Origin of the sequence: Rhodoluna sp. (assembly GCF_049276775.1) — a bacterium.
In the GTDB taxonomy this organism is placed as follows: Bacteria; Actinomycetota; Actinomycetes; order Actinomycetales; family Microbacteriaceae; genus Rhodoluna.
In genome coordinates this window covers 1-12,348 of record NZ_JBASXC010000024.1, presented here as the reverse complement: position 1 = coordinate 12,348, position 12,348 = coordinate 1, and the positions used below count along the sequence as shown (strand labels likewise).

9 protein-coding genes are annotated in these 12,348 nt (G+C 51.8%); all 9 read right to left on the bottom strand.

The features are described from left to right. Positions 1 to 33: 33 nt before the first annotated feature. On the bottom strand, positions 34 to 657 hold the full coding sequence (locus tag WAO31_RS01610; RefSeq protein WP_509589401.1) for a superoxide dismutase: 624 nt from the start codon (positions 655 to 657) through the stop codon (positions 34 to 36). Between the two features lie 59 nt (positions 658 to 716). Then, a complete protein-coding gene (gene whiA / locus WAO31_RS01605) occupies positions 717 to 1,697 on the bottom strand; it encodes a DNA-binding protein WhiA (RefSeq protein WP_509589398.1) in 981 nt (326 codons plus the stop codon). A 4-nt stretch (positions 1,698 to 1,701) separates the two neighbouring features. Next, a complete protein-coding gene (rapZ, locus tag WAO31_RS01600; RefSeq protein WP_509589396.1) occupies positions 1,702 to 2,577 on the bottom strand; it encodes an RNase adapter RapZ in 876 nt (291 codons plus the stop codon). 67 nt (positions 2,578 to 2,644) lie between these two features. After that, positions 2,645 to 4,495 carry an excinuclease ABC subunit UvrC gene (gene uvrC, locus WAO31_RS01595; RefSeq protein ID WP_509589394.1) on the bottom strand — a complete coding sequence of 617 codons (1,851 nt, stop codon included), beginning with the start codon at positions 4,493 to 4,495 and terminating at the stop codon, positions 2,645 to 2,647. Continuing rightward, complete coding sequence (gene uvrA / locus WAO31_RS01590) at positions 4,496 to 7,357, bottom strand: excinuclease ABC subunit UvrA (RefSeq protein ID WP_509589392.1); 2,862 nt, start codon at positions 7,355 to 7,357, stop codon at positions 4,496 to 4,498. It lies immediately after the preceding gene. Positions 7,358 to 7,386: 29 nt separating this feature from the next. Next, positions 7,387 to 9,462, bottom strand: a complete 2,076-nt coding sequence (gene uvrB, locus WAO31_RS01585) for an excinuclease ABC subunit UvrB (protein WP_509589495.1) — start codon at positions 9,460 to 9,462, stop codon at positions 7,387 to 7,389. Further along, complete coding sequence (gene coaE / locus WAO31_RS01580) at positions 9,462 to 10,067, bottom strand: dephospho-CoA kinase (protein ID WP_509589389.1); 606 nt, start codon at positions 10,065 to 10,067, stop codon at positions 9,462 to 9,464. The genes uvrB and coaE overlap by 1 nt, the downstream gene beginning before the upstream one ends. A gap of 68 nt (positions 10,068 to 10,135) precedes the next feature. Continuing rightward, complete coding sequence (gene rpsA, locus WAO31_RS01575) at positions 10,136 to 11,614, bottom strand: 30S ribosomal protein S1 (protein WP_509589387.1); 1,479 nt, start codon at positions 11,612 to 11,614, stop codon at positions 10,136 to 10,138. A 148-nt stretch (positions 11,615 to 11,762) separates the two neighbouring features. Then, positions 11,763 to 12,348 (bottom strand): DNA polymerase (locus tag WAO31_RS01570; RefSeq protein ID WP_509589385.1); only part of this gene is annotated, 586 nt, incomplete at its 5' end.

Sequence of the window (12,348 nt, the reverse complement as noted above, 5' to 3'; positions counted from 1 at the left end):
AGGTCCACGCGCCCTTGGGTGGAACAGCCTAGCTCAGACTAGCAGTATCCCCTTGGTTTGGCCTCTCGCGGCCTCAAAGCGTGCCTGAACGTCTCCCCAGGAGACGATGTTCCAGAAGGCGGCCACGTAGTCTGCCTTGACATTCTGGTAGTCGAGGTAGAAAGCATGCTCCCACATGTCAAGCATCAAAAGAGGCACGGAGGCAGCCACTAGGTTTCCCTGCTGGTCATAGAGCTGCTCGATAATCAGGCGCTGTCCGAGGACATCCCAGGCCAGAATTGACCAACCCGAACCCTGGATCCCCATCGCATTTGCGGTGAAGTGGGCCTTGAAACCGTCGTAGCTTCCAAAGAACTCGTCTATTGCACTGGCTAGTTCGCCGGTGGGCTTGTCGCCGCCATCGGGACTCAGGTTTTTCCAGAAAATCGAATGATTTACGTGGCCTCCGAGGTTGAAGGCAAGGTCTTTTTGGAGCTTATTGATCCATGTGAGGTCATTCTTCTCTCTGGCCTCGGACATTAGATCAAGGGTCGCATTTGCACCTGCGACGTAGGCCGCGTGGTGCTTGTCATGGTGTAGCTGCATGATTCGACCCGAGATGTGTGGCTCTAGTGCCGCGTAGTCGTATTCAAGGTCTGGGAGTGAGTAGTTGGCCATTTGTCTTGTCCTTTGTCTCGGGGTCTATTTCTATTATGCGTTGATTTGTGCTGGAGTAGTTAGTCGTTGTCCAAATCATCAGGTAAAAAAGCGTCGGTTCCTTCAATACCCAAATCCTCGGCCTTTTTATCAGCCATTGAAAGCAGTCTTCTGATGCGGCCGGCAACTGCGTCTTTGGTCATTGGTGGATTCGCTAGACGTCCAAGCTCATCGAGACTGGCCTGCTTATGCTTTAGCCTTAGCTCTCCCGCGTACTTTAAGTGCTCTGGGACATCGTCACCGAGGATTTCAATCGCCCTTGCAACTCTCGTTCCTGCTGCCACAGCCGCCTGAGCGGATCTTCTAAGGTTTGCATCATCAAAGTTAGCCAGTCGATTCGCGGTTGCCCGAACCTCCCGACGTAGCCTTAGCTCCTCCCACCTCAGAAGCTGCCCGTGTGCTCCCATTTGAGTTAGCATCGCGCTGATGGCGTCGCCATCTCGGATGACAACCCTGAACACACCGCGCACCTCACGGGGTTTCGCAATAATTCCAAGCCTCCTGGCAACACCCACAAGGGCCATTGCCACCTCATTCCCTGGTGCTGTTACCTCAAGAGCAGCCGACCTCCCGGGGTCAGTCAAAGAGCCGTGTGCCAAGAAGGCACCTCGCCAAACAGCCTGGGCTTCACCGATCGAGCCTGTGACAAGAGCAGCGGGTAGTCCCCTGGCGGGTCGTCCTCGGCTGTCCACTAAACCGGTTTGCCTTGCCAGGACTTCTCCCTGGCCAAGCACACGAACTTGGTAGCGATTTGTCTTTCGAATTCCACCTGCCGAAATGACTGCAAGTTCACTATCGCAACCAAACAGTTCAGTGAGGTCCTTTCGTATGCGTCTCGCAACTTGGGCGGAATCGACTTCTACTTCGATCACGACCTTGCCGGATACTAGGTGAAGCCCCCCAGCAAGCCTTAGAATCGTTGCAAGCTCAGCAGCGCGAACGCCGTTCTTTGCAACGTCAATTCTCGCTAGCTCGTCTTTGATGTCGGCGGTTAGTGCCAAGTTCTCACTCCTTACCAAGGTCACGGTGTCTGACCGTCACGTTGATCTCATTATTTCCGGAAAGCATTTCGGAAAGTTTGTTTGAAATTGCCACCGATCGGTGCTTACCTCCGGTGCAACCGATGGCAAAAGTTGCATAGTGTTTATTCTCACGAAGGTATCCGGCCAGAACAGGCTCAATTGCCTTGACGTAGCCGTCGATAAACTCCATGGCTCCGGTTTGACCCAACACGTACTCGCTGACTTGGGAATCAAGACCGGTAAAAGGCCGCAATTCCTCGTTCCAGAAAGGATTTGGTAGGAACCGCGCGTCCGCGACGTTGTCAGCGTCTGCCGGTATTCCATATTTGTAACCGAAACTTAAAACTGTAAGTTGCAGCTTGACTGTTGAATTTACAGAAAAGTGTTCTGCTGTTTTTGTGGAGAGCTGGTGGATGTTCAAATCAGAAGTGTCAATGACAACATCGGCAGATTCCCTAAGCGCCAGCAGCCTTTTCCGTTCTGCTGCTATTCCGTCCAAAATGGTGCCGTCCCCCTGCAGAGGATGAGGCCTTCTAACTGATTCGAATCTGCGAACTAAGGTTGCATCGTTTGCTTCCAGATATAGAACTTGAACCGCCACAGCCTTGCCACCAAGTAGTGAGAGGTTTTCCTCAAGTTCGCTAAAGAACTCTCCGCCTCGAACATCAATGACTACGGCGAGCCTTGGCACGGGATTTTTGGTGATGGTGAAAAGATCAGCTATCGGCCCAAGCATCTGGGGTGGTAAGTTATCCACCACATACCAGCCGAGGTCCTCTAGGGCGTTTCCAACGGTCGAACGGCCTGCGCCGGACATGCCGGTCACAATAAGCAGTTCATGGCCCATATTCTCAGGCATTCGTTGGGTCCCCTCGTTCTAGAAGAGTCTAACCAATTGGCGACACGCCCGAGACTTTCTTTTGGGACTACTTCAAGTGCTTCAGAATCTCTTCGGCAAGGGCCGGCCCGATTCCGGCAACGTCCGAAATCTCCTCGAGACTTGCAAGCCGAAGACGCTTTGCAGAACCGAATCTTCTTAGCAAAGCCGTCACCCTTTTTTCACCAAGGCCGGGGATCTCCAGAAGGGAGCTTGAGATGCTACTGGAGCGCTTCTTTCTTGAAGCCGTTAGTGCAAAGCGATGAGACTCATCCCGAACCCGCTGCAATAAGAACAACTCTTCGGAGCCCCTCGGCAAGATCACGGGGAACTCGGAACCTGGCAGCCAAACCTCCTCTAGTCTCTTTGCGAGGCCGCACAAGGAAAGCTCAGGAACGGGACTTTCGGCAATCGCCCTAGCCGCCGCTCCGACCTGAGGAATTCCACCGTCGACGACAATGAGTGAGGGTAGGTAGCTAAAGCGTCCATCGTCCAGAGTTTCTGGGTCCCGGAGGTATTTCAGTCTCCGACTTAGTACCTGGAAAATCGCGTCGGTGTCGTCAGCTGCGGACTCTATGTTGAACTGGCGGTACTGAGACTTCTTGGGAAGCCCGTCCTCGAAGACCACCATCGACGCCACGATATTCGTTCCAGACAAGTGAGAGACGTCATAGCATTCGATGCGTAGGGGTGCCTCAGAGAGATTTAGTGCTTTTGCAAGGGAACTGAGTGCTTCCGATCGCGATGTAAAGTCCGCGGTTCGTCTTGTCTTGTAAAGAGCCAGAGAATGTTCTGCATTTTCTAGTGCAGTTGCTGCAAGAGCTGCCTTATCACCACGTTTTGGAACGCGCAGCGAAACCGAGCTTCCGCGGGACTGTTCCAGGAACAGCTCTAAATCACTTGCGTCTTCGGGAAGGGCGGGAACCAAAATTTCCTTTGGAACACTGGGAGCCTCGACACCTTCGGAAGCGGTGTATGCGTAGAGAATAATTTGACGAACAAGCTCTTGAAGTGGTTGTTCGATTTCCTTGTCTACAACCCATGCTCGCACTCCCCTGATTCGGCCTCCCCGAACCGAAAACAACGAAACCGCCGCGGCCAGCTCATCGTGAGCGACGCCAAACAGATCGGCATCAGTCAGGTCGTTGAACACCACCGTGCTTTTTTCTAGAACTGTTTCCAAAGCCCCGATGTTGTCTCGAAGTCTTGCAGCGAGCTCGTAGTTCTGGGCTTCCGATGCCTTCTCCATTCGCTCCTGCAGAATTGCGACCTGTTTTGGATCCATTCCATTCATAAAGCCGACAAGTTCCTTGGCAATCTCGAGATGTTCCACTTCGTTTACCCGACCGACACAGGGGGCCGAACATTTGCCGATGTCCGCCAGTAGGCACGGGCGATTAGCTCGCTTTGCGGAGTTATAGACGCCCGCAGAACAAGACCTAATTGGATAAACCCTTAGCAAAGTATCAAGTGTCTGCCTGATTGCCCAAGCCTGCGTATAGGGACCAAAATACTTTATGCCCTTGAGGTCACGATTGCGGGTGACAAAGACCCTTGGCATTTTCTCGTTAAGCGAAACAGCGAGATAGGGATAGGACTTATCGTCCTTAAAACGAACATTGAAAGGTGGATTAAATTCTTTTATCCAGGTGTACTCCAACTGAAGAGCTTCAAACTCGGTTTTTACTATCGTCCAATCAACATCGGAAGCCGATAGCACCATCCGCTTCGTTCTCTCGTGGAGTGAATCAACTGGCACGAAATAGCTTTGAAGTCTGGCGCGAAGGTTTTTCGCTTTGCCAACATAGAGAACTCGACGCTTGTCATCGAAGAAGCGATAGACCCCTGGTCTAGTTGGGATCTCGGATGTCTTTGGTCGAAACGAAAGATCGCTTGCCATTTACTTAAGAATTTCCTTTAGGAAGGTACCGGTGAAGCTAGCTTTGTTCTTGGCAACCTGCTCGGGAGTGCCCTCGGCGACCAGCTCTCCGCCCCTAAAGCCACCCTCTGGACCCAGGTCAATAATCCAGTCGGCAGACTTGATAACGTCGAGATTATGTTCGATTACGATCACGGTGTTGCCTTTTTCGACCAGAGAATTTAGAACCAGTAAGAGCTTTCTTACGTCTTCGAAGTGGAGCCCGGTGGTTGGCTCGTCAAGTACGTAGATAGTTCTGCCGGTTGATCGGCGCTGTAGTTCCGTTGCCAGCTTGACTCGCTGGGCCTCGCCACCCGAAAGCGTGGTCGCGGATTGGCCAAGTCGGACATAGCCAAGCCCAACATCAACCAAGGTGCTCAAATACCTAGAAATCGAAGAAATCGCTTCAAAGAAAGTGGCCGCCTCCTCGATGGGCATTTCCAGAACATCCGAGATTGATTTTCCCTTGTACTTAACCTGAAGAGTTTCTCTGTTGTATCTAGCTCCGTGGCACACCTCACAAGAGACATAGACATCCGGTAGGAAGTTCATCTCAATTTTTAGAGTGCCGTCCCCACTACACGCCTCGCAACGGCCTCCCTTGACGTTGAATGAGAATCTCCCCTGCTGGTAGCCGCGAGCTTTAGATTCAGACGTTTCGGCAAACAGTTTCCGGATGTGATCAAAAACCCCAGTGTATGTAGCGGGGTTAGATCTTGGCGTTCTACCAATTGGATTTTGATCGACGTGGACTACTTTGTCTAGCAAGGGCAAGCCGGTAATTCGGGTGTGCTTTCCAGCTACAAGTTTGGCTCCGTTCAGTGAGTTTGCCAAGACGTTGTAGAGGATGTCGTTAACCAGCGTTGACTTTCCGGAGCCGCTGACCCCAGTGACCGCGATGAATGTTCCGAGTGGGAAACTCACGGTCAGGTTCTTAAGGTTGTTTGCCCTCGCGCCAACAACAGAGAGGCTTCGCTTCGTGTCTACTGGTCTTCTATTGGAAGGGGTTTGAATTTTGCGACGACCGGACAAGTAATCGCCGGTTATGGATTGCTTGTTCTTAAGCAGTTCCTTGTAAGGACCGGAGTGCACTACTTTTCCGCCATTGATTCCTGCGCCGGGACCAATGTCCACCACCCAGTCCGAGGTTCTTATCGTGTCCTCGTCATGCTCTACGACAATCAGGGTGTTACCAAGTTCTCGAAGTTTCACAAGGGTGTCAATGAGTCGACGGTTGTCGCGCTGGTGCAAACCAATTGAAGGCTCGTCCAGGACGTAAAGAACGCCTGTAAGTCCCGAACCAATTTGAGTTGCTAACCGAATTCTTTGGGCCTCACCGCCCGACAGAGAACCTGCAGATCGCTCCAAGGATAGATAGTCAAGCCCAACGGACATCAAGAAATCCAGTCTTGCCCTAATTTCGCGCAGCACCTGAGCCGCGATCTTCTCGTCTCGTTTATCTAATTTTATTCTGGCAAAAAATTCCACACAGTCGCCCAGACTAAGCGCGGCAACTTCTGAAATAGAGGTGTCCGCAACTTTAATGGCTAGAACTTCCGGACGAAGTCTTGCTCCTTCGCAAGACGGGCAGGGAATTTCTCTTAGAAATCCCGCCCACTTGCCACGGGCGTAGTCATTTTCGGACTCGAGATACTTGCGTTCGATGTAGTTCAAAACACCCTCGAAGCCGGTGGTGTATCTAAGCTCCCGGCCGTATCGGTTTTTCCATCGGACTTGAACATCGAAATCATTGCCGTGCAGAACTGCATACTGCACCTCTTCCGGGAGGTCTTGCCACGGTGTCTTTAGTGAAAAGCCGAGGTCTTTTGCAAGGCCCTGCAACATTCTTGAGAAATAGTGGAATAGGCCTTTTCCTTGGGTGGACCAGGGAATGATGACCCCATCAATAATCGAAGCCTCGGGGTCACCGATGACCAAGTCCGAGTCCACCGCCATTTTGGTTCCCAGCCCCGAACACTCCTGACACGCCCCAAAGGGTGCGTTGAAGGAAAATGTTCTCGGCTCGATTTCAGTAATAGCTAGCGCGTGGTCGTTTGGACAGGACATTTGCTCTGAAAAGCTCCGCCTTGAATCAGCTCCCTTCCGGTCAACAAAATCAATGGTCACCTTGCCACCAGCGAGCTTCAGTGCGGTCTCAATCGAATCGGTTAGGCGCCCAATAACCCCTGTCTTGATTGCGAGTCGATCAACAACAACAGCTATGTCATGTTTATAGGACTTTTTTAGAGGCTTGGCGTCTGCCAGAGTTATTGTCTCGCCGTCAACCATTGCCCTTGCGTAACCCTGGGCAATCAGGTCCTTGAATAGGTCTGCAAACTCTCCCTTTTTCTGATCCACGAGTTCGGCTAACACTTGAAACTTGGTGCCCTCCGGATTCTCTAGAATCTGGTCAACAATTTGTTGAGGAGTCTGTTTGACGATTTTCTCGCCGCACTCCGAGCAATACGGGACGCCAATCCGTGCCCAAAGCAATCTGAGGTAATCGTGAATTTCGGTTATCGTTCCAACCGTTGATCGCGGATTTCGGTTTGTTGATTTCTGATCAATAGAAACCGCTGGGCTGAGACCTTCTATAAAATCAACGTCGGGCCGATCTACCTGTCCTAAGAACTGTCTCGCGTAAGCGGAGAGCGACTCAACATAGCGCCTTTGACCCTCGGCGAAAATTGTGTCGAACGCCAACGAGGATTTTCCCGATCCAGATAGTCCTGTGAATACAACGAGTGAGTTTCGGGGCATCTCAACTGTCACGTTTTGCAGGTTATGAACTCGCGCGCCCTTGACGACAAGGTTATCGAGGGAGCTATCTACCTTGGGATTCACGAGTACCAGCCTAATCGCCAGCTAGAGCCCTACTTGATGTGTCCGGCCCGCTTCATCTGGCGAAGTTCGTGCTTTAGCTCGCCGATTTCATCTCTAAGCCTCGCCGCCAGTTCAAACTGCAGCTCCTTGGCCGCGTGCCTCATCTGAGCATCCAGGTCAATAACCACGGCCATGATCTCATCCTCCGCCATTGCCGCTATTCCCCTGGTTGAGCGAAGTGGAACAGCCTGCTTCTTTTTTCCTTTTCCAGAGCCAAACTCGGCGATCAGTTCGGCAGTATCAAGCTCTTCCCGTTCGAGCTGATCAGTAATGTCGATAATCTTCTTTTGGAGCGGCCGGGGATCAACACCTCGAGCCTTGTTGTACGCAACCTGCTTTTCTCTCCGGCGATTAGTTTCATCAATGGCCTTTTTCATAGAGTCGGTGAGGTTATCGCCATACATGTGTACTTCACCATTTACGTTTCTAGCAGCTCGTCCAATGGTTTGAATGAGCGAAGTTGATGACCTCAAGAAGCCTTCTTTGTCGGCGTCGAGAATTGCAACCATCGAGACCTCAGGCAGGTCAAGACCTTCCCGGAGCAAGTTGATTCCGACTAGAACATCGAAGACTCCCTGTCGAAGTTGTCGCAAAAGCTCCACTCTTTTTAGGGTGTCAACATCAGAGTGCAGATAACGAACCTTGACACCAGACTCGGACAGATAGTCAGTTAGCTCCTCGGCCATCTTTTTGGTAAGCGTAGTCACGAGGACACGCTCCTGCTTGGCAGAGCGCACGCGTATTTCCTCCAGCAGATCATCAATCTGACCCTTGGTTGGCTTGAGAATAATTGCAGGGTCAACGAGGCCAGTTGGTCGAATGATTTGTTCAACCACGGCGTCCACTACATTCATTTCATACTTGCCCGGAGTTGCCGAGAGGTAAACGGTCTGCCCGACGCGTTCCTGAAACTCCGCCCACTTCAAAGGCCGGTTATCTAGGGCTGATGGCAGTCGGAAGCCGTGCTCAACCAGGGTACGTTTTCTAGATGAGTCGCCTTCATACATAGCACCAATTTGAGGCACGGTAGCATGAGACTCATCAATGACTGTAAGAAAATCGTCGGGAAAATAGTCCAGTAAACAAGATGGCGGTTCACCTGGTTGGCGCCCATCGATGTGTCTGGAGTAGTTTTCAATCCCAGAACAAAAACCGAGTTCGCGGATCATTTCAAGATCAAAATTAGTTCTCATTTTGATTCGCTGTGCTTCAAGTAGCTTGCCCGCAGATTCAAACTCCCTTAGCCTCTCGGCCAGCTCGTTCTCAATCGCCTCTATTGCCCGACCCATCTGGGTTGGGGATGCCACGTAGTGACTGGCTGGAAAAATTGCAACGGCGTCGAGCTGCTTGATGACATCACCGGTCAAGGGGTGCAGCGAGTAGATCGCCTCGATTTCGTCACCAAAGAACTCCACCCTGGTGGCGAACTCGTCGTAAACGGGAATTATTTCAAGGGTGTCCCCCTTGACCCGGAAGTTCCCTCGCGAGAAGTCGAAGTCGTTGCGCTGGTACTGCATGGCAACAAACTTGCGAATAAGGTCATCTCGATCTAAGGACTGACCGACCTGCAGTGGGATCGATTGTTCTAGATATTCCTTCGGGGCTCCAAGACCGTAGATGCAGGACACCGTGGAAACCACAATGACGTCCCTTCGAGACAGCAAACTCATGGTTGCTGAATACCGAAGCCTCTCAACCTCTTCGTTTATGCTCGAGTCTTTCTCAATAAAGGTGTCGGTCTGCGGTACGTATGCCTCTGGCTGGTAGTAGTCGTAGTAGCTTACGAAGTACTCAACGGCATTATTGGGGAACATCTCGCGAAGCTCCGTGACAAGTTGTGCCGCCAGGGTCTTGTTGTGGGCCATCACTAGAGTTGGTCGTTGAAGCGCCTCAATGAGCCATGCAGTGGTTGCAGATTTACCGGTTCCGGTTGCTCCCATAAGGACAACGTCTTTTTCACCCGCGAGAATGCGACTCGTTAGCTGGGCGATAGCTTCTGGCTGATCACCAGCGGGTTGGTAATCGCTTATTACCTTAAACGGGGTGAAGGACCTGGTTCTGTCCATCAGGTTTGCTTCCTCGGTAAAGCCAACTGAATTCTTTCCCACAGAGCATCTACTTGAGTGCCGAGCTGCTCATGGGTTCCGGAGCTATCAATCACGGCATCGGCAATAGCTTCACGCTCTTGCCTTGATGCCTGGGCATGGATGCGGTCTTTGGCTTGGTCAGTGGTAAGGCCTCTGGATTTAACTATGCGAGCGATCTGATTGTCAACTCCCGCCTCTACCGTGACTATCATGTCAAACTGGTAGTCGACATTTGCCTCCACCAAAAGTGGAACTGCGTAAACCACCACCATCTTTTTACTTTCAGCAATCAGCTGGGTCGTCCGAGTTTTGATGAGAGGGTGCAGTATCGACTCAAGTTTTAGCCGTCTATCTGGATCGGCAAAGATAATAGCTCCAAGCTTCTCACGATCCAGTTCTCCATTGTCCGATAAAACTTTTTCCCCGAACTCCTCAACAACGGTGGATAGCCCTGTAGATCCGGCCTTAACTACTTCGCGGGCCACTTGGTCGGCGTCAATAGTTTCCGCTCCGTGGGAAGCGAGCAGTTTAGCAACGGTGGATTTACCCGATGCTATACCGCCTGTTAAGCCAATTAGAAACACGGTACAAGCCTACAAACAAAGAAACGGGGACCAGACATTCGCTGGCCCCCGTTCTATTAGGACTTGGATTACTCTTTGTCGCTGAGCTTATCGCGCAGTGCGCTAAGTGACTCATCCTCAGATAGAGTTCCCGCGCTTGCGGTGTCAGCCGTTTCACTGGTGTGAGACTCTGACGCGTTTCCTTCAGAGGCTGCAGGTGCATCAGGAAGAGTAGCAGCAAGCTTGTTCGCCTCGGCAACCTGTTTCTTGTGCTCTTCCCAGCGCACGTTGGCCTCGGAATATTCCTTTTCCCATTTAGCCCTTGCCTCTTCGTGACCTGGCTGCCATTCACCGGTTGCGGCGTCAAAACCTTCAGGGTACTTGTACTGCCCCTTGTCGTCATACTCGGCATACATTCCGTAGAGAGCTGGATTGAAGTCGGTACCCTCAGGGTTAACTTCCTCCAAAGCCTGCTTGAGCGAAAGCGAGATACGGCGACGATCCAGATCGATGTCAATCACCTTTACAAACACGTCCTGGTTGATAGCAACTACCTGCTCGGCAAGCTCAATGTGCTTCGTGGAAAGTTCAGAGATGTGAACGAGTCCTTCGATGCCATCAGCTACTCGGACAAATGCGCCGAACGGAACGAGCTTGGTGACCTTTCCAGGAGCATACTGACCGATTGAGTGGGTGCGAGCAAATACCTGCCATGGGTCTTCCTGTGTTGCCTTTAGCGACAGTGAGACCCTCTCACGGTCTTGGTCGACTTCGAGCACCTCAACGGTGACTTCCTGACCAATCTCAACAACTTCAGAGGCGTGCTCAATGTGCTTCCAGGACAGCTCTGAGACGTGTACAAGTCCATCGACTCCACCTAGGTCAATGAATGCACCAAAGTTGACAATCGAAGAAACAACACCTGTGCGGATCTGGCCCTTGGCAAGATCGGCTAGGAAAGTTGAGCGAGAAGCAGATTGGCTCTGCTCCAAAAGCGCACGACGAGAAAGAACCACGTTGTTTCGGTTCTTGTCAAGCTCCAGAATCTTCGCTTCAACTTCCTGGCCAAGGTATGGACCTAGGTCACGAACGCGGCGAAGTTCAATCAAAGACGCCGGTAGGAATCCGCGCAGCCCGATGTCAACAATCAGACCACCCTTTACAACTTCGATGACGGTACCGGTGACGGTGCCATCGGCTTCCTTCACCTTTTCAACGTCACCCCACGCGCGCTCGTAGAGGGCGCGCTTCTTGGAGAGAATTAGTCGGCCTTCCTTGTCTTCCTTCTGAAGAACAAGTGCCTCGATCTTGTCGCCAACCGAGACGATGTCCCCCGGGTCAGCGTCATGGCGAATAGAAAGCTCACGGGAGGGAATAACACCCTCGGTCTTATATCCAACGTCGAGTAGAACCTCGTCGCGGTCAATTTTTACAACGGTGCCCTCAATTAGGTCTCCGTCGTTGAAGAACTTGAGGGTCTTTTCGACTGCAGCTAGAAATTCCTCAGCGGTGCCGATGTCGTTTACAGCTACCTGCTTGGGTGCCTTTGCGGTCGTTTCGGTGGTCATAGAGATAGTGACTCCATTTTTTGTTTTCTCAGGTCGCAATGGTGTTCAAAACCTTTTTTCAAAAGATGAGCTCCACCGCAACAGCGGATAAGGGTTATGCGCCTAGGCGCCCTACAAGCTTAGCGACAATAGTGAAGCCTGACAAAGGCTAGTGGCCAGCCTCGTCCCAGCTTCGTCCGGTCCCAACCTGCACATCTAGGGGCACGGATAGCTCCACAATGTTTGACATCTTGTCCACAACCAGCTTCTTCAGAGTCTCCAGTTCGCCCTTGGCAACCTCGAAGACCAGCTCATCGTGAACCTGCAGCAGCATTTTGGACTTCAGACCTGTGGCTAGCATCTGGACTTGGATTGCATTCATCGCAAGCTTCATGAGGTCCGCAGCAGTGCCCTGAATCGGTGCGTTTAGAGCCGCCCGGCGTGCATTTTCCCTCACTTGGAAAATCGAGCTATTTAGGTCATCAAACGGCCTTCTTCGGCCATGGAGGGTTTTGGTATACCCAACCGCCTTGGCGTCTTCAACTACCTTGGCCAAATAGCGCCTAACTCCCCCAAATCTTTCGAAGTAGTCCTTCATGAGCTGCTTCGCTTCGGCGTTCGCAAGCCCCAGTTGCTTGGCAAGCCCGTATTCGCTAAGCCCATAGACCAGCCCGTAACTCATTGCTTTTACCTGGGCCCTCATGTCTGAAGTCACGGCGTTCGGCTCAACTCCAAAGATCCTCGATCCCACAAAC

Coding starts and splice junctions, on each gene's coding strand:
- uvrB (WP_509589495.1), bottom strand. CDS start 9,462: ATGGACAGAACCAGGTCCTTCACCCCGTTTAAGGTAATAAGCGATTAC.
- rapZ (WP_509589396.1), bottom strand. CDS start 2,577: ATGCCTGAGAATATGGGCCATGAACTGCTTATTGTGACCGGCATGTCC.
- uvrC (WP_509589394.1), bottom strand. CDS start 4,495: ATGGCAAGCGATCTTTCGTTTCGACCAAAGACATCCGAGATCCCAACT.
- WAO31_RS01610 (WP_509589401.1), bottom strand. CDS start 657: ATGGCCAACTACTCACTCCCAGACCTTGAATACGACTACGCGGCACTA.
- rpsA (WP_509589387.1), bottom strand. CDS start 11,614: ATGACCACCGAAACGACCGCAAAGGCACCCAAGCAGGTAGCTGTAAAC.